This window comes from Jeotgalicoccus sp. WY2 (genome assembly GCF_018437745.1).
GTDB lineage: Bacteria > Bacillota > Bacilli > Staphylococcales > Salinicoccaceae > Jeotgalicoccus > Jeotgalicoccus psychrophilus.
The window spans coordinates 518,195-539,879 of record NZ_CP049818.1 but is presented as its reverse complement, the minus strand read 5'-3'; the positions used below and the strand labels follow the sequence as shown (position 1 = coordinate 539,879).

General features: G+C 39.9%; 26 protein-coding genes, 3 pseudogenes and 1 riboswitch. Of the genes and pseudogenes, 23 read left to right on the top strand and 6 right to left on the bottom strand.

Features of this window, described 5'->3' with window-relative positions:
• Positions 1-337 precede the first annotated feature (337 nt).
• Positions 338-1,593 (top strand): annotated as a pseudogene (gene tyrS, locus G4D76_RS03060) (tyrosine--tRNA ligase).
• 411 nt (positions 1,594-2,004) lie between these two features.
• Here the strand turns inward: tyrS and G4D76_RS03055 are convergent.
• The gene (locus G4D76_RS03055; protein ID WP_250130148.1) at positions 2,005-3,000 is read right to left on the bottom strand and encodes a YjiH family protein; all 996 of its coding nucleotides are present in this window, start codon (positions 2,998-3,000) and stop codon (positions 2,005-2,007) included.
• A gap of 472 nt (positions 3,001-3,472) precedes the next feature.
• On the opposite strand from G4D76_RS03055, the gene G4D76_RS16560 reads away from it, so the two are divergent.
• A complete protein-coding gene (locus G4D76_RS16560; RefSeq protein ID WP_371814566.1) occupies positions 3,473-4,045 on the top strand; it encodes a dipeptidase in 573 nt (190 codons plus the stop codon).
• A gap of 164 nt (positions 4,046-4,209) precedes the next feature.
• Complete coding sequence (locus G4D76_RS16555; protein ID WP_371814565.1) at positions 4,210-4,413, top strand: membrane dipeptidase; 204 nt, start codon at positions 4,210-4,212, stop codon at positions 4,411-4,413.
• A 47-nt stretch (positions 4,414-4,460) separates the two neighbouring features.
• On the opposite strand, the gene G4D76_RS03045 is transcribed toward G4D76_RS16555, so the two are convergent.
• Together G4D76_RS03045 and G4D76_RS03040 are read right to left on the bottom strand one after the other, a co-directional pair.
• Positions 4,461-4,667 (bottom strand): hypothetical protein, encoded by a 207-nt coding sequence (locus tag G4D76_RS03045; RefSeq protein ID WP_213810512.1) that lies wholly within the window; start codon positions 4,665-4,667, stop codon positions 4,461-4,463.
• An 88-nt stretch (positions 4,668-4,755) separates the two neighbouring features.
• Complete coding sequence (locus tag G4D76_RS03040) at positions 4,756-4,950, bottom strand: hypothetical protein (protein WP_213810511.1); 195 nt, start codon at positions 4,948-4,950, stop codon at positions 4,756-4,758.
• A 115-nt stretch (positions 4,951-5,065) separates the two neighbouring features.
• Between G4D76_RS03040 and G4D76_RS14420 the strand changes: the two genes are divergently transcribed.
• From G4D76_RS14420 to G4D76_RS16545, 12 genes and pseudogenes are all read left to right on the top strand, one after another.
• Positions 5,066-5,242 (top strand): hypothetical protein, encoded by a 177-nt coding sequence (locus tag G4D76_RS14420; RefSeq protein WP_250130147.1) that lies wholly within the window; start codon positions 5,066-5,068, stop codon positions 5,240-5,242.
• Positions 5,224-6,066 (top strand): MFS transporter, encoded by an 843-nt coding sequence (locus G4D76_RS03035; RefSeq protein WP_250130146.1) that lies wholly within the window; start codon positions 5,224-5,226, stop codon positions 6,064-6,066. The genes G4D76_RS14420 and G4D76_RS03035 overlap by 19 nt, the downstream gene beginning before the upstream one ends.
• The gene (locus G4D76_RS14415; protein ID WP_250130145.1) at positions 6,054-6,206 is read left to right on the top strand and encodes a hypothetical protein; all 153 of its coding nucleotides are present in this window, start codon (positions 6,054-6,056) and stop codon (positions 6,204-6,206) included. Before G4D76_RS03035 ends, G4D76_RS14415 begins: the two co-directional genes overlap by 13 nt.
• A 61-nt stretch (positions 6,207-6,267) precedes the next feature.
• Entirely contained in the window at positions 6,268-6,537 is a 270-nt protein-coding gene (locus G4D76_RS03030; protein ID WP_026859661.1) for a hypothetical protein, read from the top strand.
• Between the two features lie 168 nt (positions 6,538-6,705).
• Complete coding sequence (locus tag G4D76_RS03025; protein WP_250130144.1) at positions 6,706-7,911, top strand: DUF418 domain-containing protein; 1,206 nt, start codon at positions 6,706-6,708, stop codon at positions 7,909-7,911.
• Between the two features lie 11 nt (positions 7,912-7,922).
• Positions 7,923-8,595, top strand: a pseudogene (locus G4D76_RS03020) (response regulator transcription factor).
• Between the two features lie 6 nt (positions 8,596-8,601).
• Complete coding sequence (locus tag G4D76_RS03015) at positions 8,602-9,288, top strand: sensor histidine kinase (RefSeq protein ID WP_213810510.1); 687 nt, start codon at positions 8,602-8,604, stop codon at positions 9,286-9,288.
• Entirely contained in the window at positions 9,258-9,593 is a 336-nt protein-coding gene (locus G4D76_RS03010) for an ATP-binding protein (RefSeq protein ID WP_213810509.1), read from the top strand. Before G4D76_RS03015 ends, G4D76_RS03010 begins: the two co-directional genes overlap by 31 nt.
• 102 nt (positions 9,594-9,695) lie before the next feature.
• Positions 9,696-10,457, top strand: a pseudogene (locus G4D76_RS03005) (ABC transporter ATP-binding protein).
• Complete coding sequence (locus G4D76_RS03000; protein ID WP_371814563.1) at positions 10,444-11,724, top strand: FtsX-like permease family protein; 1,281 nt, start codon at positions 10,444-10,446, stop codon at positions 11,722-11,724. The pseudogene G4D76_RS03005 and the gene G4D76_RS03000 overlap by 14 nt, the downstream one beginning before the upstream one ends.
• Positions 11,721-12,011 carry a hypothetical protein gene (locus tag G4D76_RS16550; RefSeq protein ID WP_371814561.1) on the top strand — a complete coding sequence of 97 codons (291 nt, stop codon included), beginning with the start codon at positions 11,721-11,723 and terminating at the stop codon, positions 12,009-12,011. Before G4D76_RS03000 ends, G4D76_RS16550 begins: the two co-directional genes overlap by 4 nt.
• 5 nt (positions 12,012-12,016) lie before the next feature.
• Positions 12,017-12,391 carry a hypothetical protein gene (locus G4D76_RS16545; protein WP_371814560.1) on the top strand — a complete coding sequence of 125 codons (375 nt, stop codon included), beginning with the start codon at positions 12,017-12,019 and terminating at the stop codon, positions 12,389-12,391.
• Positions 12,392-12,487: 96 nt separating this feature from the next.
• Here G4D76_RS16545 and G4D76_RS02995 read toward each other — a convergent pair whose 3' ends face one another.
• Positions 12,488-13,096, bottom strand: a complete 609-nt coding sequence (locus tag G4D76_RS02995; RefSeq protein WP_250130143.1) for a queuosine precursor transporter — start codon at positions 13,094-13,096, stop codon at positions 12,488-12,490.
• 84 nt (positions 13,097-13,180) lie between these two features.
• Positions 13,181-13,669, bottom strand: coding sequence for a preQ(1) synthase (gene queF / locus G4D76_RS02990; RefSeq protein ID WP_026859668.1), 489 nt, complete (start codon positions 13,667-13,669; stop codon positions 13,181-13,183).
• 52 nt (positions 13,670-13,721) lie between these two features.
• A riboswitch (PreQ1 riboswitch) is annotated at positions 13,722-13,767 on the bottom strand.
• Between the two features lie 143 nt (positions 13,768-13,910).
• Here queF and G4D76_RS02985 point away from each other — a divergent pair.
• Entirely contained in the window at positions 13,911-14,729 is an 819-nt protein-coding gene (locus G4D76_RS02985; RefSeq protein WP_213810508.1) for an alpha/beta hydrolase, read from the top strand.
• Between the two features lie 107 nt (positions 14,730-14,836).
• Here G4D76_RS02985 and G4D76_RS02980 read toward each other — a convergent pair whose 3' ends face one another.
• A complete protein-coding gene (locus tag G4D76_RS02980) occupies positions 14,837-15,052 on the bottom strand; it encodes a hypothetical protein (RefSeq protein WP_026859670.1) in 216 nt (71 codons plus the stop codon).
• 82 nt (positions 15,053-15,134) lie between these two features.
• Here G4D76_RS02980 and G4D76_RS02975 point away from each other — a divergent pair, with 82 nt between their 5' ends.
• The 7 genes from G4D76_RS02975 (at position 15,135) to G4D76_RS02955 (ending at position 21,519) form a co-directional block, all read left to right on the top strand.
• Complete coding sequence (locus G4D76_RS02975; protein WP_035785696.1) at positions 15,135-15,758, top strand: GNAT family N-acetyltransferase; 624 nt, start codon at positions 15,135-15,137, stop codon at positions 15,756-15,758.
• Positions 15,759-15,797: 39 nt separating this feature from the next.
• Complete coding sequence (locus tag G4D76_RS02970) at positions 15,798-16,973, top strand: M20 metallopeptidase family protein (RefSeq protein ID WP_213810507.1); 1,176 nt, start codon at positions 15,798-15,800, stop codon at positions 16,971-16,973.
• A 2-nt stretch (positions 16,974-16,975) separates the two neighbouring features.
• The gene (locus tag G4D76_RS14410) at positions 16,976-17,632 is read left to right on the top strand and encodes a M20/M25/M40 family metallo-hydrolase (protein WP_250130142.1); all 657 of its coding nucleotides are present in this window, start codon (positions 16,976-16,978) and stop codon (positions 17,630-17,632) included.
• Positions 17,633-17,649: 17 nt separating this feature from the next.
• Complete coding sequence (locus tag G4D76_RS14405; RefSeq protein ID WP_250130141.1) at positions 17,650-17,940, top strand: peptidase dimerization domain-containing protein; 291 nt, start codon at positions 17,650-17,652, stop codon at positions 17,938-17,940.
• Between the two features lie 11 nt (positions 17,941-17,951).
• On the top strand, positions 17,952-18,251 hold the full coding sequence (locus G4D76_RS14400) for a zinc-binding metallopeptidase family protein (RefSeq protein WP_250130140.1): 300 nt from the start codon (positions 17,952-17,954) through the stop codon (positions 18,249-18,251).
• A 119-nt stretch (positions 18,252-18,370) separates the two neighbouring features.
• Complete coding sequence (pruA, locus tag G4D76_RS02960; protein WP_213810506.1) at positions 18,371-19,912, top strand: L-glutamate gamma-semialdehyde dehydrogenase; 1,542 nt, start codon at positions 18,371-18,373, stop codon at positions 19,910-19,912.
• 296 nt (positions 19,913-20,208) lie between these two features.
• Positions 20,209-21,519 (top strand): CitMHS family transporter, encoded by a 1,311-nt coding sequence (locus G4D76_RS02955; RefSeq protein WP_213810505.1) that lies wholly within the window; start codon positions 20,209-20,211, stop codon positions 21,517-21,519.
• The last annotated feature ends 166 nt before the right edge of the window (positions 21,520-21,685 follow it).

Below are 21,685 nucleotides of genomic sequence, written 5' to 3'. Positions count from 1 at the left end.
TGTAATCGTATATCAAAACGTATAAAAGTCAAAACAATTAGACTGGGCTGCAGGATGTAAACTTGACATTTTATCATCCTGATAATATACTTGTTTAAAATTTAATGAATAATTTGAACGATGAGAGAAGTAGTACTGTTATTTGATTCAGAGAGCCGGCGGATGGTGCGAGCGGGTGATGATAATTATACGAATACACTCATACTAAAAGTTCAGATCGTAATAGATGACGTACATTCTAATTTAGAGATAAATTGTTTGGTGGTACCGTGTAACGCACCCATACTGTATAAGTATGGGTGTTTTTTTATTCATTAAAATAATATTACTGGAGGAAATTATGACTACATTATTGGAAGACCTGCAATACCGCGGTATTGTGTATCAGATGACTGACGAAGAAAAGATTAACGATATGCTCGAACAGGAAAAAATTTCGCTGTACTGCGGGGCGGACCCGACGGCGGACAGTCTTCATATCGGCCACTTAGTACCATTTTTAACAATGCGCCGTTTCCAGCAATACGGTCATCGTCCGGTAGTATTAATCGGCGGGGGCACAGGAATGATTGGTGACCCTTCATTTAAAGCGGACGAACGCAAACTGCTCTCTGAAGATGAAGTGGATCAGAACGTCGACGCGATAAAAGGCCAGATGGAAAGAATTTTTGATTTCAGTGACGATAATGCAGCAGTGCTCGTAAACAACAAACTGGCTGAAAGAAATCAGCTTAATTTCATTTTTACGAGATTACGGCAAACATGTTGGATTGAACTACATGCTGTCGAAAGACGCGATTCAATCACGTCTTGAAACAGGTATTTCATACACTGAATTCACATACACTATTTTACAGGCAATCGATTTCGGACATTTAAACAAAGAGTTTGATGTCAGAATCCAAATCGGCGGTTCTGACCAGTGGGGGAACATTACAAGCGGTCTTGAATTAATGCGCAGAATGTACGGTACTACAAACTCTGAAGGACTGACAATTCCGCTGATTACCAAAGCGGACGGCAAGAAATTCGGTAAAACTGAATCTGGCAACATCTGGCTCGACAAAAAACGTACTTCACCGTACGAATTTTCAGTTCTGGCTCAACCAGAGAGACGAAGATGTAATTAAGTTCCTTAAATTATTTACGTTTGTTGAACGCGATGAAATTGAGGAACTAACTGTATCAGTTGCTGAAGAACCGCATCTCAGAAAAGCACAAAAACGTCTTGCAGATGAAATTACTGAATTTATTCACGGTTCAGAAGGACTGGAAGAAGCTAAAAAAGTAACAGAAGCATTGTTCAGCGGAGATATTAAATCGCTTGATGCTGCACAAATTAAAGATGCATTGAAAGATGCGCCGTCGGCAGAAGTTGACGCTGAAGATAATACGCTTGTTAATGTACTTGTTAGTGCGAATGTATCACCATCAAACGCCAGGCACGCGAAGATATCGGGAACGGCGCAATCTATATTAATGGTGAAAGAATGCAGGAAGTAAACCATGAAATCACTGAAGAAGACAAAATTAACGGTGAGTTTACTGTATTCCGCCGCGGCAAGAAAAAATACAATTGTTAATTATAAATAAGTTAGTAAATCAGCAGCAGAATTATTGAGATTCTGCTGCTGATTTTTGATTTTGAACAGTTCGGTGAGCCCCGGATACATATGAAACCCTGTCACGCCAGTCCCGGATACATATGACCCTGTCATGCCAGTCCGGCGAGCCTCGGATACATATGAGATCTTGTCATGCCAGTCCGGCGAGCCCCGGGTACATATGAAACCCTGTCACGCCAGTCCCGCGAGTCCCGGATACATATGAAACCCTGTCATGCCAGTCCGGCGGGGTCCGGGTACATATGAAACCCTGTCACGCCAGTCCCGCGAGCCCCGGATACATATGAAACCCTGTCATGCCAGTCCGGCGGCGACTCCCACCTTAAAATTTATAGAAAAAGTCCTCTGGAATTTAAATTTCCAAAGGACTTTTCACATATTAGAAAATAAGGAATGCTGCAACGATAATGATTGGTAAAGTAATCACAGTTCTCAATAAGAAAATTACAAAAAGCTTGCCGATTCCAAGGGGAATCTTCGAACCGAGAATAACACCGCCGACTTCAGAAAGGTAAATGAGCTGTGTAATGCTCAGCGCACCAACGATAAAGCGGGTCATATCACTCTGTACATTTTCAATCAGGATTGCTGGTAAGAACATATCAGTGAAACCGATAAAGATTGTTTCACTCATTGCCTGAGCTTCCGGAATTCCAATCATCTCTAAGAGCGGAACGAATGGCATACCGAGCCAAGAAAAGATTGGTGTGTATTCTGCAAGAATGGTACCCAGTGTACCAATTGCCATAACAACCGGCAGTACGCCAAACCATGTATCGAATACTGTTTTAATACCTTCTTTAATTAGAGAAAGGATGCCTGGCGAATGTTCAGCCTTGTCCATTGCTTTCTTATACCCCCATGAAAATGGGTTATGGCCGGCAGGAATTGTTTCTTCGAGTTCAGAAGCATCATTGTAATACGTGTCTTCGATTTTGGATAAAGGCGGGATGCGCGGCATAATTAATGCTGCTGCAACACCGGCCACGATAATAGTTAAGTAAAATTGTCCGAACATATTCATTAAACCGATTAAATCGAGAATAACAATCGTAAATGTAATAGAAACAACTGAGAATGTTGAAGCGATAACGCTCGCTTCACGTTTTGAGTAAAAACCGTCTTCATACTGTTTACTCGTTAAAATAACACCGACAGTACCGTCGCCGACCCATGATGCAAGGTTATCAACAGTAGAACGGCCCGGCAGAGTGAACAGCGGGCGCATCACTTTAGAAAACAGCGTGCCGATAAATTCAAGCAGCCCGTAATTTAACAGAAGCGGCAGGAAGAAACCTGCAATAATGAATACTGTGAATAATGTCGGCTGCAAATCATTTAAAATCATTGCACCGGTATTCGCAGAAGTAATCATTTCCGGTCCAACTTGCGTATACGCAAGTACTGCGATGCGAAAACACCGACTGTTCTGAGAACAACCCAGAAGTTTGATGTATTAAATACGTCATGCATAAAGCCTGAACCGGATTTAACTAACCAGCTGTATATATACTGAACACTGCAGAGATTACAATTGTTATAACTGTTAGCAGTGTAATCGTTTCAATAGTAATGAATTCTATAATTGTGTTAGCGAGAAAGGCAACAGGAACAGTAGTTTCTCTCGATCTTCAGCGGTATAAGGAACATGAACATACCGATTACTGAAGGGATAAAGAACTTTAAAAATGTAGGAAAACGCGACATAATATACCCTCTTTTTTATTGTGGATTTTAATATGAATGTACTAAATAATTATACGAGATAATGAATAGTAAAGTGGAAAACGTTTTCATATGTATTAAATTCTATTATAATAGAATTAGAATGAAAAGGGGAGATATTTATGAATATTATTGATACACATTGTGATGCATTATTAAAACTGCAAGGTGATGCGCGTCGGACACACAGTTATTTTCAACAGAATCGTCAGCTGAATTATTTAAATTCTAAAGAACTTGATACAAATATGGAGCGGAGAATTGAAGGGAACGTCAAAGTACAATTCTATGCAGTATTCATATCTCCCGGCATACCGGATAATGAAAAATGGCAGCATGCACTTGAACAGATCGATGCATTTTACGAGGAAGTGCTAACGATGAAAAACATGGTGCATATTAAACAGCTGTCGGATATTCAAAAATTAAAAGAGCATGAATTCGGCGCAGTGCTGACGCTGGAAGGATCAGACGCTTTCGGCAATGATTTAATGAAGCTGAGAACCTTATTCAGACTTGGGGTTTTATCGCTTGGACTCGTGTGGAATAACGGCAACCTGGTTGCTGACGGTGTAGGAGAAAAACGAGGCACCGGCCTAAGTGAATTCGGCTTGAAGGTTATAGAAGAATGTAACAAAAATAATGTGCTGATCGACGTCAGTCATTTAAATGTTGAGGGATTGAAGATGTTATAGAGCACGGCAAACTCGTTTTTGCGAGCCACTCAAATGCCAGAATTCATAATCATGCAAGAAACCTGCACGACGAACAATAATTAAATTGATCAATAAAGGCGGAATGATTAATCGTCTTCTGCCCGCCGTTTATCGGAGAAGGCAAAGTAACGTTAGATGATGTAATGCTTCATATCGATAAAATTATCGAACTTGGCGGAGAGAGACATATCGGTCTCGGTTCAGACTTCGACGGTATAACGGAATTTGTTGAAGGGCTGGAAGACGCAGGACAGTACGGTAATTTAATAGAAGCTTTAAATTTAAAATACGGTAAAGAATTTACAGAAGGAATTGCTTCGCGTAACTTTACAGAACGATTCTGTTAAAAAAATCTCCGCAGATTTAATAATCTGCGGAGATTTTTATCTGAACACTATTCTGCTTCATTGTCTCCAATTAACTGATGGACATTATCTTTTGCCTTTTCCATATCTTCTTCTTGTGTACTGATTTTATCCAGGCTGCTGTTTAGCTGGTCATCGATGGAGTCATCACCCAGAGGATTAACAAAAAAGAACTCTTCATTAAATTTGCTGTACAGTTCCATTAAATCTTCAACTTCATTTAAATAATCAATCATCGCTTCTTGTACTTCAACATGCTGCTCATCGCTCAATGTATAGTTGTTAATTGTCTGGCGAAAGTCAGTAACTCTGGGAATAATATCTTCATTTATACTTTTTAAAGCTTTTCCCGGTTCGATTCACTGCTAATGTTTTCTGCTGTTCATTGAGCATCGTATTCAGTTCTTTATCGTTTCGCTCAAAAGCACCGAGCATCTGCGTATAGTTTTCTTTAGATTCACTGCTGCATGCACTGAGTAACAGTACGATAAACGGCACTAAAAACATTAATTTCTTCATATTTACACCTCATAAGTTAATTAAAGACAGAAAGTCATTTGAAACATTTCTACTTTATTGTATAATAATCAGGTTGCCTTTTTAAACTATATTATATTAAATGCGAGGAATACATATGAATAAAAAATTAATTATTACCTTTACAGTGGGGATTTTCCTGCTCGGAATGATGGAACTGATCGTTTCCGGAATTCTGGAATTAATGAGTAATGACCTTGGTATCAGCCACGCTTTAACCGGACAGCTGATTACTGTTTACGCAGTCAGTTTGCTTTGTTCGGTCCGATATTAATACGCTTAACTGAAAACATGCCGACAAAAATTGTCGTGCTGCTTTCACTGATAGTGTTTATAATCGGTAACGTGGTCTTCGGACTTGCCAACTCGTTCTTAATACTGTCACTCGGCCGTGTTATTACGGCGATGGCGGCAGCGGTCTTTATCGTTAAAATACTTGATATGACAGTTGTCCTGTCAGAACCGCATATCCGCGGAAAAATGCTTGCACTTGTCTATATGGGATTCAGCGCGGCAAACGTGTTTGGAATTCCAATCGGAACGATTATCGGCGCACAGTTTGGCTGGAGAGTGATCTTCGCAATCGTTATTGTAATCGCAATTTTAGTCGGACTTGGCATAATGATGTTTGTACGTTCCGAAGCGCTTGTTGACCATACACCTGCCGGCGTGCAAAAGAGTAAAGTTAAATCGAGAAAAAACGTTGCACTTTATATTACGGTGACACTTGCTGTGTTAATCGGTAACTATATTATTCTCGGTTATATATCTCCGCTGATGACGTCTCACGGATTTACACTTGAAAACGTCTCGCTCGCTTTATTAATTACGGGAATCGGCGGTATGACAGGAACGTATCTAGGCGGTAACTTAGTCGATAAAATCGGTCCGAAGAAAACCGTTATGATAATGATGTCATTTTCCTTGTCAGTTTGTTTATCATGCCTTTCCTTTACGGCACACCAGTATTGTTCTACATCAACATGTTTGCCTGGAGCTTGTTCCAGTGGGCAACTTCACCTGCAGTGCAGGGCGGACTTGTTGAGAATGTTGAAGGCTCAAGCTCGAATGTCTTCAGCTGGAATATGTCAGCACTGAACTTAGGAATCGGTATCGGCGCTGTAATCGGCGGACTGTTTATCAGTAACTTTGATATCAGCTACGGGCCATGGCTCGGCTTTGTTATTGTACTTTGCGGATTAATTGCTGCAACACAAATTAAACCGCAGACTGTGTAAACTCTTTGAATAATAGAAGGAATCCATTATAATTAAATGACGATAAGAGGGAGCGGTTAATGTGTTAATGCGTTTAGTAATGATAGTTTTAGCCAGCGTCGCATCGATTTTTGTTATTAATTACACTGGATTTTATATTCTGGATTATACATGGCAGAACATACTGTATGGTGCACTGATAATTATCGGCATCATGATTTTATATAAAATACTGACGAAGTTTTTAAAATTGTTTTTATTTGTAGTAATAGTTGTACCGGTCATCGGTATTTGTTTCTACTATATATATTCATATGTTACAGGTGAACCGCCATCATTCATGCAGTTCTAGTACGGCAGCCCGGAAATCTTAAAATAAGATTTTCGGGCTTTTTATTTTGGGTTGGCAGTGTACATGCGGTCGAAAACAGATTATCGGCCGCATGTAACTGACCAATTGAATCATCAGTTTTATTTTATCTTCCTTACAAGTATACTTGTTGTAAATGGAGGATGAATTATGGGAGAGAATAATCCGATAGAGTTTAACAAAAGAGTTCTTGAGATTGACGGCATCCGCGGATTTGCATTGCTCGGTATATTGATGATGAATATCATGTCATTTGCCGGCCCGGATCTCGATGACAGTTTTTCAGGCACACGGAGTGAGATTTATACCGGATTCTGGAATGAGTTATCATTATTCTTTATAAATATATTTATCACGACGAATTTTTACACGATGTTTTCATTTTTATTCGGCCTTGGATTCTTTATATTTTTATCGCGTGCCCAAAAGAAAAACCAGTCGACGTCTGCTTTGTTTTTAAGAAGACTCGGACTGCTTCTCGTGTTTGGTTTATTGCACGGAATTATACTGTGGTACGGAGATATTTTATGGACGTATGCAGTTACGGGACTGTTTCTGCTGATAGCGTACAAATTTAAACCGAGAACGAATTTAATCATTGCGGCCGTTCTCTTGATTATTACATCAATCATGGTCATTCTAGCTTCAGCTGCAGTATACATGATGAATGCAGTGTCCGCAGGAAGCGGTCTGGAATCGGAAGGTTTTTACTTTTCACTGAATATGACAGAGACAATTTTAAATGGTACATATGGCGACATTATTAATATGAACGCAACTGTTTTAGGAATGTCTGCTGCGGGTGCTGTTTTTGTAGTGCCGAATATACTCGCAATGTTTTTAATCGGCCTGTATGCGGGACAAAAAGGTTACTTTACAAATTTAAGACAGCATACAAACCTGCTGAGAAAAACGGCAGTTATCGGTATTGGAATAGGCTTGCCGGTAAAAATATTTACAGGATACTTAACAACATACCGGTCACACGATGATGTATATGTTCAGCTTTCACAGCTGTCCAGTACAATCGGCGGTCCGCTGATGTCACTGGGCTATGTTGCAGCATTTGCGTTACTTTTACTGAAACTGCCTAAATTGGTGAGCCTGCTGCAGCCGGTGGGCCAGATGGCGCTGACGAACTATATTGGTCAGACGGTAATTATGCTCGTAATATTTTACGTGTTCGGACTGTTTAACAGTATTGATGCAGTTTGGTTTATTCCAATTGCCACCGGGGGCTTTATCCTGCAGCTGATATTAAGTCATTTATGGATGAAGTACTTCAGCTACGGACCGCTCGAATGGATCTGGCGCAACTTTACGTATTTAAAAATGATGCCCTTTAGGAAACGATAAGGAGTTTTAAAATGAAATTACTTATAATTGAAGATGATCCGGTACTGATGGATGAACTGGCAGCACGTTTTAAAGAGTGGGATATCGAGGCATATGGAGTGACGGATTTTAACGATGTGATGAATGATTTTATCAGGCACACGCCTGAACTCGTTATTGTCGACATTACTCTGCCAAAATACGATGGTTTTTACTGGTGTCGCATGATCAGAAATGTTTCCAGTGTACCGATTATTTTTCTGTCATCGAGAGACCATCCTGCAGATATGATAATGAGTATGCAGATGGGGGCTGATGATTACGTGCAGAAGCCGTTTAACTTTGAAGTGCTGAATGCGAAAGTGCAGGCGCTTCTCAGAAGAACGTACGAGTATCAGCATAAGGAAATCGACGTCTTTAAATTCAGAGATGCGGTATTTGATTTTAAAAAGCTGACTGTAACGATAAAATGACAGCATGGAACTGACTAAAAATGAATCATATATTCTGTCGATTCTTGCACAAAACACCGGGGACACGGTATCGAGAACTGAAATTATTGAGTCTCTTTGGGATGACTCGAAATTTATTAGCGATAATACGCTGACAGTTAACGTTAACCGGCTTCGTAAAAAACTTGAATCGATTGGTCTGACAGATGCCGTGCAGACTAAGACGGGTATTGGCTACACTTTAAAGGAGTAGATGAATATGTATGTTAAAGAAAATATTCCTGTATTCCTTTTGTTTCTCGGATTTAACTCGGCTATTCTTTTAATCGGCTATATCGATAACAGTATTCCGAATGTTGCTGTCATATATATTTTTTTCTTTAATCTGCTTATTTTGCTTGTGTATATTATTTGGGATTATACGAGAAAAAAATCATTCAGCGGCGACTTTTTAAATCTCGAAACGCTGGATGATGCGGTGGTAATGTCGGAAGGTAATACGCCAATGCAGCGCGAAGTTTATCAGAAACTTGATGAACTGCGTCTCGCTCATCAGCGTGAGCTGGATAAAGAATCGCAGAAGACGCGCGAAAATTTAGATGAACTGACCCGGTTTATTCACGATATGAAGATGCCGGTCACAACGATGAAACTGATGATTGATGATTTAAACGGCACCGAGCGGCATAAACTCAGTACAGAATGGACACGTTTGAACAGTATGCTGAACGAAGTGCTGTATTTAAAACGGCTGCCGAATATAAAAAATGATTTATATATCGAACAGATCAATCTGGCTGAGCTGTTAAACACATCGATTAAAAAACTCCGTGATATCTGCCTGCAGAAAAATATCGGTTTTGATATCAGACTGCATGAATCTGAAGTTCATACCGATAGCAAGTGGATGCAGTTGTGCTGGACCAGATTATTACTAACAGTGTGAAGTATTCTAAAGACAAAGATATTGTAATCAGCGGGCAGGTCATTAAAAAACAGATGATACTGACGGTGACGGATTACGGCAGAGGTATTAAAGAGAAAGATATTGCTCGCATATTTGAATCCGGCTTTACTTCTACAAGTGACCACGATGATGATCAGTCTACAGGAATGGGACTGTATTTAACGAAAGAAGTATGTGACGTACTTGGAATTAATATCGATGTGCAGTCTGTGTACGGTGAACATACAACGATAACTTTAACGTTTAAGCAGGCGAATAAATTTACCGAAATCACTATGAAGTGACGAAAATGTCACTTTGTAGTGATTTTTGTTCGCTGAATCAAACGATACCGCATGAAAAACGGTATAAACTGTAGTTAATCAAGAAAAACAGGAGGCTTTCTTATGCTGTTAAAAGCGACAGATATTAAAAAAGTTACGGGAATAAATTCAACCGCACAGAAGTGCTGAAAGGCATAGATATTAATTTAAACAAAGGTGAGTTCGTGTCCATTATGGGTGCTTCAGGTTCCGGCAAGACGACGCTCTTAAATGTGCTGAGTTCAATAGACAATGTGACAAGCGGTCATATTTATATCGACAACGTGGACTTTACGACATTAAAAGATAAAAAACTCGCGGACTTCAGAAAAAATGACCTCGGCTTTATTTTCCAGGATTATAATCTTCTCGACACACTGACAGTAAAAGAAAATATTATGCTGCCGCTGTCTATCCGCTCAATGTCGAAAAGTGAAGCGGAAACACAGTTTTAAAAGTGTAGCGGTGCAGCTGGGTATCGAGGAACTGGCACAGAAATATCCGGGCCAGATTTCAGGCGGCCAGGCACAGCGTACAAGTGCTGCAAGGGCATTTATCCATCAGCCAAAAATCATTTTTGCAGACGAGCCGACAGGTGCACTGGATTCAAAATCAGCAAGTGAACTGCTGAAAAAACTTCAGCAATTGAACGAAACATTAAGTACAAGTATCTTAATGGTCACACACGATGCGACAGCCGCAAGTTTCTCACACCGTGTAATTTTCTTAAAAGACGGTCAGGTGTATACGAGCCTGTCGCGCGGTGAAATGTCACAGGATGCGTATTACAGAGAAATACTGGATACGCAGCGTGTATTAGGCGGTGTCGTCGATGAAGCTGAATAATTTAGTTATTAAAAACTTTATTAGAAACTTAAATAACTACGCATTATATATATTTGCACTGGTCTTCAGTGTGGCACTGTTTTTCTCACTCTTAACGCTGACGCTCGATGAAAATACAATAGAGGAAATTGCTGCGAGTACACCGATGAGTGCTTTATTTTCAGTCGGATCCGTGACCGTCGTCATTATAATTATTCTGTTCGTGATGTTTGCGAATATGATTTTTATAAAAAGACGTCACAAAGAGCTGGCACTGTTTCAGCTGATTGGAATGAACCGCAGTAAAATCTTTAGAATTCTGCTGCTTGAAAACTTCGTTATATATTTTGGCAGTTTAATCGGAGGCGTTGTTCTCGGTTTCTTTATTTCAAGACTGCTTCTGATGCTGCTCTTAAAAATTATGCAAGTTGATATGATGGTAGAAATGAACTTTTCTCCAACTGCTGTGCTGATTACAGCGGGGGTGTTCGTGTTTATTTTTATCGTGCTGATGATTCAGAACTATGTATTTTTAAAACGTTCATCTCTGATTAACATGCTGAAGCTGAATAAAACTTCAGAAAACACAGGGAAACCAATTGGGAAAATGACTATTGTCCTCGGGATTGCTGGTATTTTAATGATCGCTCTCGGCTATTACATGTCGCAGACGATGTTTGACCGTGCGATGGAAAATCCGATACTGCTGCCGATTTATATGGTAGCAATTTTATTACTGACAATACTCGGAACATATTTCACATTTAAATATTCCGTTGCATTTATTTTAAATATGAGCCGTAAAAGTAAAAACGGGCACGTCAATGTCAATGACGTGCTGTCAGTTACGAGTGTTATGTTTAAAATGCGCTCTAATGCATTTCTCTTAACGGTGATTGCTGTTATTACGGCAATCAGTATTACAGCAATGACACTGTCATACATTACGTATTATTCAACCGATAAAATGCTCGACAGCAGAACGCCGTATGATTACACGGTGAGTCATGCTGAAGATTTAGATTTCTACGAAGACCTCTTGACTGAGAATGGTCATGAAATTAACAGAGTTGAAAAAACATTTATGCATTATAACATTGTCAGAACAGACGAAAATACCGACATTCCTGAAAATGAAAATTCTTCAATGAACAGCGGTGAAATGGGTATAGTCGTAGCAAGTGATGCTGAGTTTGACAATTTTAATGTTGCTGAAAATGAAGCGAAGGTTACAGGAACCATTGCGATTTTAGATATGTTTATGTCATTTGATGAAGGAGACCCGTGACCTTTACGGATGGTCAAGAATTTGAAAGAACTGTAGAAATCACTGAAACGATGAGTGAAGGTGTAGTGCCGCCGTATCTGGCATTCGGACTGCCGACTTTAATAATCGACGATGCTGTATATCAGGAACTGGCGGAGAATAAGCCGGAAGAAACCGGTGGTTTCGAAATGCCTTCAGAACTGTTTGCCTTTGATATTATCGACGGAGATAGTGAAGTAGTTTATGAATTAATGGATCAAGAAGAACACCCGGGATTTAACTCGAGATTAAAAAATATAATGAAATGATTCAGATGTCAGGAATGATGGCATTTATCGTTGGATTTTTAGGTTTCGCCTTCCTGCTGACATCGGGATGTATTTTGTACTTTAAGCAAATCGATGAATGTGAAGACGAGAAAGGCAGCTATAAAGTGCTGCGTAAACTTGGTTTCTCACAAGGAGAAATATTAAAAGGACTAGCGCTGAAAATGATAATATCATTCGGTATTCCATTAGTCATTGGCCTGCTGCATTCGTTATTTGCAGTCAAGTCAGGATGGTTCATCTTCGGAATTGAGATGTGGACACCCATGCTGATTGTGATGAGCGTATACACAGTGCTGTATTCAATATTTGCACTGATGTCGCTAGTATATTACCGGAAAGTTGTCAGAAATAGTTTATAAAATATGAAATCCTCCGTCTGCATTTTGCAGATGGAGGATTTTTTTAGTCACAATGAACGGAATTCATAGTAACCTACAGATTCAGAATCATCTAAATCAATGCAAATGCTGCGTCACGTTCATTAAAAGTGTACGTTCTTTAACGAGCTGCTTTCGTGCTAACGCGACAAGTAAGTAAACAAGCGGTGTATCCAGCAGCACGATAATAATTTTCGCGATGTACTGCATAAATATCATACTGATTAACACTTCATTCGGTACCGTGCCGATAAATGCAATGACGATAAATATACTCGTATCGGCAAATTGTGTAATGACTGCCGAAAAGTTATTGCGCAGCCATAAGTGGCGTCTGCCGTGACGTTCTTTTAGTTTATGGAATATAAAAACATCGAGGTTTTGGCTGACCAGGTATGAAACAAGACTCGCGATAATGACCTGGAAGCTGCCGCCTAAAATCATTTCGTATTCTCCCTGCATATTAAAGAACGGTGCAGCGGGAACTTCTATTGCTATGTAAATAAAAAATAAAACAATAATCTGCGTAATAAATCCTGCACGGATTGCGCGTGCAGCCATTTTCTTGCCGTAGACTTCGCCAATCACATCTGTAATTAGAAATGTTGCCATATAAACGATGACAGCGGCGGGTAAGTCAAAGCCGAAAATCGTAAATACTTTAACTGCAAGTATATTTGAAACCACGAGCAGTCCCGCAAAGAGGCGGTCAAATAAAATATCATTGTGTTTCCTCCAGTTATAAATGGAAGAAATTCTTAGCCGTCTCTCTTATCTGTTGTCTATCTTTTCCGGATACATATCGTGATTCATCAAGCGGTGGTCTGCCATCTGCTCATACTTAGTCCCGGGTCTGCCGTAGTTCACGTAAGGGTCAATTGAAATGCCGCCGCGCGGTGTGAACTTGCCCCATACTTCAATATATTTCGGATCCATCAGTTCAACCAGATCGTCGACAATCATGTTGACGCTGTTTTCATGAAATCCGCCGTGGTTGCGGAAACTGAACAAATATAACTTCAATGCTTTACTTTCAACCATTTTTACATCGGGAATATAACTGATATAAATTGTTGCGAAATCCGGCTGGCCGGTCATCGGGCACAGTGTCGTGAATTCTGGGCAGTTAAATTTCACAAAATAGTCGCGTCCAATATGACCGTTTTCGAATGTTTCCAATATTTCCGGATTATAATCAAATTTATATTCTACGTTCTGATTTCCGAGTAAGCTTAAATCTTTTGAGTAATCTTCAGTCATTATAAATCCTCCTAAAAATAAAAAAACACGCGCCAACGAAGGCACGTGTTAATGTGTCTTAGTTTTTTTGAGAGGGTGTGGCTAAGAACCTCTTCGTCATTTTATTTGCATTGTTCATTATACATAGAGGCCCCGGAAAGGTCCATACCCTTAATTTTTTTAACGGGCGGATACACGATTCTTCATATCGTTCTCAATTTTTTGTTACTATTGAAGTAATAAGAGTACGGAGGCATAGACGATGGAAATTAAAAAGTTTAAAGTTGGTAATTATTATGCTGAGGTCACAGCAATGCTCGGGGATTCAGGTGTGAAATTCGAAGCGAAACCGGCTGTGGTTATTTGCCCCGGCGGAAGTTATATGTACGTCTCAAAGCGAGAAGCGGAACCCATTGCTTATGAGTTTCTGGCACAGGGCTATCAGGTATTTATCCTGCGTTATTCTACGATTGGCACGATGATTGAAGCGGAGGGGAGAACACCGGAAAGAGATGAAATGTACAAAATTGCATCGATGCTCAAGCCGGATAAAACGCTCGGCTCCGAATTTCCAAACCCGTTAATAGAACTGGCTTTAACGATGTCGCATATTCGCGAAAATATTCATGAATACAATGTCGATGCGGATAATATCGGTGTACTCGGATTTTCTGCCGGCGGTCATCTTGCAGCAAGTCTCGGCGTACACTGGCATCAGGACTGGCTTACTGAGCTCGTCGGTAAAGAGTCCAGATGGTACCGTCCGAACTTCCAGGTTCTCGGTTATCCAATACTCGATTACGATTTGAACAGAATTATTGCAGAAGAAAGAGGCATCGGTGATCCGCAGTATATGTCGATGGCAAGCCGGATGGTTTTCGGGAAATCAATTGAAGAAGATGTACTCGATAAAGCAACTGCCAAAAACTATGTATCTGAAAATACACCGCCGACATTTATGTGGCATACGGGAGAAGACAACTGGTCTTTATCAAAAACACACTTGATTTCGCAAATGCGCTGGAACAGCATAGTGTGCCGTGGGAACTTCATACATTCCATAAAGGTGACCATGGTTTAAGTGTCGCGTCAAAAATTACAGGCAAAGTAAACCCGCACGTGCAAAAATGGGTGCCTTTAATGTTTGAATGGCTGGAAGATATTAAATAAAAAAAACAGCCGTTTAAATTAACGGCTGTAATCTAAATTATATTCCAAATATAATTCTGTATGGTCCGGGTAAATCAGCTCCACTAATAAATTATCCTCATCAAAATCGCTTGTTTGTCTCATGCAGTTATATATAAAGGAATCCAGTGATGCTTTCTCAGCATCTAGATTAGTTATCAGTTTAAAGAATGATTTGTTATTACTGGAGTTCATACATTTCACTAATATATTCATTTTACACCAACTCCTCAATATATTAATAACCGGAATTGGCATAATCTAAACATCAAATACACTTAAGAAGGGCGGCAGTGCAATGAAATTTGTAAAACTTAACTTAAATGATATCGAGGAAATTCTGGAGCTGCAGGATTCGATTTACGAGTTTTTAGAACAGAAAGAAGTACTTGAAAAACTGACGAGAAAAGAATTTGAAACTTGCCTAGAGCAAGGATACGTCACGGGAGTCTTTCACGAAGATGAGCTGATAGCACTTCGTATGATGTACATTCCTTCATTAACAGAAGAAGAGCACCTGGCTGACGATGTCGGCGTTAATAGAGAACGTTCGATTTACTCAGAAATTTCATTGGTCAACCCTGAACACCGCGGACAGAAACTGCAGATGAAAATGGGCGAGTATTTAATTGAACAAGTACGTGAGAGCGGAGACTTCGATTATATTTTCTCAACAGTAATGCCGGCTAACCTGGCGAGCTTAAAAGATAAATTTAAACTCGGTTTTAAAATAATGCGCACGAGATTGAAATACGGGGGCAAGCGCCGCCATATTTTATATCTTCCATTGAATGAAGAAATAACAGTTAAAGGGGAAGCTTTGAATATTAAATTTGATAATTACGACTGGATGATGAATGCCGGACAGGATTATATCGGCAATTCTTTACAGGATGACTTTATTAAATATTACAAAAAATAGTTATTCGCTCGTGTATAATTATTTGTGAGGTGAAAAATAATGAAGATTAATAACAGCATTATTAATGATGCGATTGAGTTCAGAAGAGTGCTTCATCTGAATCCGGAGTTAAGCACTGAGGAGTATGAAACATCAAAACGCATCCAGGAAAAACTGGATGAATTTAATATTCCGTATGAGGCGGGATATGCCGGCACGGGCGTCCTCGGAATTATAAAAGGGGAAAAAGAGGGCGGGATAATCGGTATCAGAGCAGATATCGACGCCCTGCCTATCACTGAAACTTCAGGTGAAGAATTCACTTCGTTAAATGAAGGCGTTATGCATGCCTGCGGTCACGATGCGCATACATCAATGCTGCTTCATGCCGGAAAAATTTTAAATGAGAATAAAGATAAAATTAAAGGAACGATACTGTTAATTTTCCAGCCGGCAGAAGAACTCTCACCCATTGGCGGTGCCAAACGCATGCTGGAAGATGGTGTGTTTGATGAGTATACTCCGGACATGCTGCTTGCACAGCACGTCTGGCCAGACCTTGAAGTAGGGAAGTTCGGTATAATGGCCGGACCGATTATGGGTAACTCAGACCGCTTTAAAATTACTATTACCGGCTCGGGTGGACATGCGTCAATGCCGCACAGTACGACGGATGCAATTATCGTTGCCAATCAGGTCGTCAGTGCCTTGCAGACTATCGTCAGCAGAAACACTGATCCGATGCAGCCGGCTGTCGTAACAGTCGGTCGATTTGATGCGGGGACAAAACATAATGTTATTGCGGAAACGGCGGAATTGGAAGGAACAATCCGCACACAGTCAGATGCGACTAAAGTACTGACTAAAAAGCGCTTCTTTGAAATTGTAGAGCAGGTCACTTCGGCGATGGGTGCTGATGTTGAAATCGAATTTTACGATGGTTATCCAGCCACGGTAAACGATATTGAATGGGCGGCTCAGCTGAAAAAATCCATCACTAATCTTTACGGTGAAGAATCCACACCAGCACTCCTGCCGAGTCTTGCCGGAGAAGACTTCAGCAGATTTTTAAAAGAATATCCGGGTGTGTATTACTGGCTCGGGACATCTGTCGGCCAAGGACAAAAACCTCTCCATAATCCTGCGTTCAGGCTGAATGAGGATGCTTTTGAGTACGGCATCACTGCAATGGTTAATATGGCAGTGGATTCATTAAATAAATTGGCGGAGGCGTAAGAATGACAAACATTAAACACGAACTCAGCGAGATGCGCCGCAAATTTCACCGCTTTCCGGAAGTTGGTTTTACCGAATTTATAACGACTTATAAAATTTATAAAAAGTTAGAAACGATGGATTTCAAACTCTATCTTGGAGATGATGTGCTTTTAAGAAGCGCGAGAGTCGGTGTGCCGGATAATGAGGCATTTCTTCACAGTTATGACAGGGCAGTAAAACATGGAGTGCCTGAAGATTTCTTAGAACATGTTAAAGAAGGAACAACCGGTGTAATTGCTACACTCGATACAGGGAAATCCGGCCCGCATTTTGCTGCGCGTTTCGATATAGACGGCTTGCCGATTAAAGAATCAGCGGATGATGATCATATCCCGTCCATAGAGAATTTCAAGTCAACTCACGAAGGTGAAATGCATGCCTGCGGTCATGATGGACATATAACAACCGGCTTGTTTTTAGCAGACTATATAAATAATAATAAAGATAAGCTGCAAGGCAGATTTACGATTATTTTCCAGGCAGCAGAAGAAAGTGTACGCGGAGCGAAATCAGTTGTTGAAAAAGGCTGGCTCGACGACGTTGATTATTTCTTTTCAAGTCACCTTGGTATCAGAAATTTACCTGTAGGAACAGTAAGTGCATCGACGACTTTTTAGCAAGTTCGAAATTCGATGTGAAATTCACAGGGAAATCTGCACATGCCGGTGTAGAACCTGACGCTGGCAACAACTCGCTGCTCGCAGCTTCAGCAGCATTAAATCTGCATGCGATCGCCCGTAGCGGCGATGGAGCAACACGGATTAACGTCGGTACAATGAAAGCGGGCAGCGGCAGAAATGTTATCGCAGATACTGCCTTTATGGAAATAGAGACTCGCGGAGAAACGACAGAGCTTAATCACTATATGTATAACAAAGCAAAAACTGTTATCCAGGCAGCTGCTGATATGTTGAAAATGAAGTAGAAATTATTGAGATGGGTGAAGCACCAAATGCGGTCTGTTCAGATGAACTGATTGAGGTTGTGAAAGAAGCAGTTAAAGATAATGGTTATATCACAGACTTTAAAGAAGCACTGCCGCTTGGAGCTTCTGAAGATGTGACAATGATGATCGAGCGGGTACAAGAAAAAAATGGTAAAGCAACTTATATGCTGTTCCCATACGAACTGGAATATGGTCATCATCATCCAAAATTCGATTTAGATGAGAGCGTTTTACACGTTGCTGTGTCAACATATATAGATATTGTGAATTCATTGATGAAAAACGACTAAATATTTAAATAATAGCTTGAATCAGTTGGACAATTTAGTAAATAATGTTATCTTAAAAATGCGGAATAAATTGAATAAGTTTTAAAATGATTATCAAAAAAACAAAGGAGAATTTATTTATGATACCGTACAAACACGAACCATTTACAGATTTCTCGTTAGACGAGAACAAAGAAGCTTTAAACAAGGGATTTGAAACAATTAAAAAAGACTTCGGATCGGACTATCCGTTAATTATTAACGGTGAACGTATCCTGACTGATAAAAAATTGGAATCATATAACCCGGCTAAAAAATCAGAAATCATCGGTAACATGTCACAAGCGGGTGAAAAAGAAGCACTAGACGCAATGGATACTGCAAAAGAAACATTTAAAGAGTGGAGAAAATCAACATTTGCTTTCCGTTCTGATGTTCTTTTCAAAGCAGCAGCAATTGTACGTAAAAGAAAATTTGAATTTACAGCAGTGCTTGTAAAAGAAGCAGGTAAACCTTGGAAAGAAGCGGATGCAGATACTGCAGAAGCAATTGACTTCCTTGAATACTATGCAAGACAAAACCTTGAGTTAAAAGACGGACGTAAAATTGAATCACGCCCAGGCGAATTCAACAGATTTGATTACATTCCATTAGGTGTCGGCCTTGTAATCTCTCCATGGAACTTTGCATTTGCAATCATGGCGGGTACAACAGCAGCAGCACTTGTTACAGGAAATACAGTATTATTGAAACCGTCATCTAAAGCATCTGTAATTGCGTATAAATTTATGGAAGTATTAGAAGAAGCAGGTATGCCTAAAGGTGTAGTTAACTTCATCCCAGGTTCAAGCCGTGAAATCGGTGACCTGTTAGTTGAACATAAAGATACAGCATTCGTATCATTTACAGGTTCAAGAGATGTCGGAGTTAACATCTACGAAAAAGCAGCAATCGTACAAGATGGCCAGGTTAACCTTAAACGTGTTATCGCTGAAATGGGCGGTAAAGATACTATCGTTGTTGACAGCAGTGCAGATCTTGACCTTGCAGCAGACTCAATTGTTAAATCTTCATTCGCATTCAGCGGACAAAAATGTTCGGCATGTTCACGTGTAATCGCACTGTCGGATATTCACGATGAATTACTTGAAAAAGTAGTAGCGAGAACTAAAGAATTAACAGTTGGCGATCCTGAAGGAGATATCTACATGGGACCGGTTATCGACCAGGCTTCTGTTGATAAAATTGAGAAATATATTGAAATCGGTAAAGAAGAAGGTAAACTTGAAGTCGGCGGAACAGTCGACAATGAAACAGGTCACTTCGTTAACCCGACAGTATTCTCAGGACTTAAGCACGATGATCGCTTAATGCAGGAAGAAGTCTTCGGACCAGTAGTTGGTTTTGCGAAAGCAGAAAACTTCACTGAAGCTATCGAATTTGCTAACGACACAGACTACGGTCTGACAGGTGCTGTTATTACTAAAGACAGAAAACACATTGAAGAAGCAAGACGCGACTTCATGGTAGGTAACTTATACTTCAACCGTGACTGTACAGGTGCAATCGTTGGATACCACCCATTCGGCGGATTCAAGATGTCAGGTACTGACTCTAAAGCGGGCGGACCGGATTACCTCCAGTTACACATGCAAGGCAGAACAACTTCAGAGATGCTTTAAGATATAAATTTCAAGGATAATCAGTTCTTAATTGAACTGATTATCCTTTTTATGTTTATGTATAAGGGTTATACATTTTTTCTTGCCTATATCATAAGAAAAATGAATGATTCAAAGAAATCAAAATATTTCAAGTCTTTAAATAATAATTTTTATTTTATACTGAGTCCTTATTGAGAAATTTCTGGGAAAGGGTTTTTTAATAAGGTATTTTGAAAGCGCTTGCCGCATTTTTGAAAGCGCTATTTATAATTTTTTATTTTCCCATCACATATATAGATAGAGGGGGTAATATTTTGCTTAGTATTATCGGTTTATTAGTTATATTAACGATTGTTATTTTATTGATCACTCAAAAGCTCAACCCGATTGTAGCGTTAGTAATTATACCGTTCATCGGTGCACTTGTTGCCGGATTTGGTCCAGGAGAAATTACTGAATTCTTTAATGATGGAATTAGTTCTGTAATTTCTGTCGTAATAATGTTTATTTTTGCAATTCTGTTCTTTGGAATTATGCAGGATACAGGGATGTTTAATCCACTTATTAATAAAATGGTTAAATTGTCTCGTGGTAATGTGATTCTTGTTGCGATGGCAACGGTAATTATTGGAGCAATTGCTCACTTGGACGGTTCAGGGGCTTCTACATTCCTGATTACGATTCCAGCATTGCTGCCTTTATATAAAAAGCTGAATATGAGCCCGTACATGCTCGTCATGCTCATCGGTATGAGTGCGAGCATTATGAACATGGTACCGTGGGGCGGGCCGCTGGGACGTACTGCAGCCGTCTTAGGTGTTGACTCGTCAGAGTTATGGCAGCCGCTTATTCCACTGCAAGGGGTCCTGATTGTACTGCTTATTGCAACTGCTGCACTAATCGGAAGTCTTGAGAAGAAGAGACTGCATAAGAAAGATATGCTGATTGAAGGGATTAATTTTGATAACTTTAATTTGGATCAGGAAATTGATGCTGAAGCAGAAGCTTTAAAACGACCGAAGCTGTTATGGTTTAACCTTATACTGACACTTGCTGTTGTTGGACTATTGATGTCAGGATTACTGCCTGCTGGATTAATATTTATGCTGGCGGTAAGTATTGCATTGCCGATTAACTATAGAAATATGAATGTACAAATGGACAGAATTAAAGCACATGCTCCAAGTGCATTAATGATGGCGGCAATTATACTTGCTGCTGGATCTTTCTTAGGTATACTTGAAAACACAGGTATGCTTAATTCACTTGCGGAGGATATAGTAGTAATACTACCTGCGTTCTTAGTACCATTCCTGCACTATATCATTGGATTCTTTGGTGCACCGCTGGAACTTGTACTGAATACGGATGCCTACTACTTTGCACTGCTGCCAGTTGTGGAGCAGATAGTATCTGCGCACGGCGTAGACAGTATTACAGCAGCATACTCTATTATGATCGGGAATGTTATTGGTACATTTATCAGTCCGTTCTCGCCGGCACTGTGGCTTGCTGTAGGACTTGCAGGTATTGAGATGGGCCGTTACATTAAATATGCTATATTCTGGGTATGGGGCTTCAGTATACTCGCGGTGATAGCAGCATTTATAATGGGAATTATTTAATCGTCATATATCGACCAGTATTGGACTTTAAAAAGTTCAGTGCTGGTTTTTTATTAAGGTGATATTTGGATAGTGCCAACTTGGTCAAATCTTCCATTAATTGTTTATTCACATATACTTTTTATCAAGTATAATAAATAGACATGATTATTAATGGAGAGAAGAT

Coding starts and splice junctions, on each gene's coding strand:
- G4D76_RS03000 (WP_371814563.1), top strand. CDS start 10,444: ATGAAGCTGAATAATTTAGTTATTAAAAACTTTATTAGAAACTTAAAT.
- G4D76_RS03025 (WP_250130144.1), top strand. CDS start 6,706: ATGGGAGAGAATAATCCGATAGAGTTTAACAAAAGAGTTCTTGAGATT.
- G4D76_RS02970 (WP_213810507.1), top strand. CDS start 15,798: ATGAAGATTAATAACAGCATTATTAATGATGCGATTGAGTTCAGAAGA.
- G4D76_RS02975 (WP_035785696.1), top strand. CDS start 15,135: ATGAAATTTGTAAAACTTAACTTAAATGATATCGAGGAAATTCTGGAG.
- G4D76_RS03045 (WP_213810512.1), bottom strand. CDS start 4,667: ATGATTGATTATTTAAATGAAGTTGAAGATTTAATGGAACTGTACAGC.
- G4D76_RS03055 (WP_250130148.1), bottom strand. CDS start 3,000: ATGATTACTTCTGCGAATACCGGTGCAATGATTTTAAATGATTTGCAG.
- G4D76_RS14400 (WP_250130140.1), top strand. CDS start 17,952: ATGGGTGAAGCACCAAATGCGGTCTGTTCAGATGAACTGATTGAGGTT.
- pruA (WP_213810506.1), top strand. CDS start 18,371: ATGATACCGTACAAACACGAACCATTTACAGATTTCTCGTTAGACGAG.
- G4D76_RS14420 (WP_250130147.1), top strand. CDS start 5,066: ATGAATAAAAAATTAATTATTACCTTTACAGTGGGGATTTTCCTGCTC.
- G4D76_RS03040 (WP_213810511.1), bottom strand. CDS start 4,950: ATGAAGAAATTAATGTTTTTAGTGCCGTTTATCGTACTGTTACTCAGT.
- G4D76_RS02985 (WP_213810508.1), top strand. CDS start 13,911: ATGGAAATTAAAAAGTTTAAAGTTGGTAATTATTATGCTGAGGTCACA.
- G4D76_RS14415 (WP_250130145.1), top strand. CDS start 6,054: ATGTCAGCACTGAACTTAGGAATCGGTATCGGCGCTGTAATCGGCGGA.
- G4D76_RS16560 (WP_371814566.1), top strand. CDS start 3,473: ATGAATATTATTGATACACATTGTGATGCATTATTAAAACTGCAAGGT.
- G4D76_RS16545 (WP_371814560.1), top strand. CDS start 12,017: ATGTCAGGAATGATGGCATTTATCGTTGGATTTTTAGGTTTCGCCTTC.
- queF (WP_026859668.1), bottom strand. CDS start 13,669: ATGACTGAAGATTACTCAAAAGATTTAAGCTTACTCGGAAATCAGAAC.
- G4D76_RS02980 (WP_026859670.1), bottom strand. CDS start 15,052: ATGAATATATTAGTGAAATGTATGAACTCCAGTAATAACAAATCATTC.
- G4D76_RS14410 (WP_250130142.1), top strand. CDS start 16,976: ATGACAAACATTAAACACGAACTCAGCGAGATGCGCCGCAAATTTCAC.
- G4D76_RS03015 (WP_213810510.1), top strand. CDS start 8,602: ATGTATGTTAAAGAAAATATTCCTGTATTCCTTTTGTTTCTCGGATTT.
- G4D76_RS16555 (WP_371814565.1), top strand. CDS start 4,210: ATGCTTCATATCGATAAAATTATCGAACTTGGCGGAGAGAGACATATC.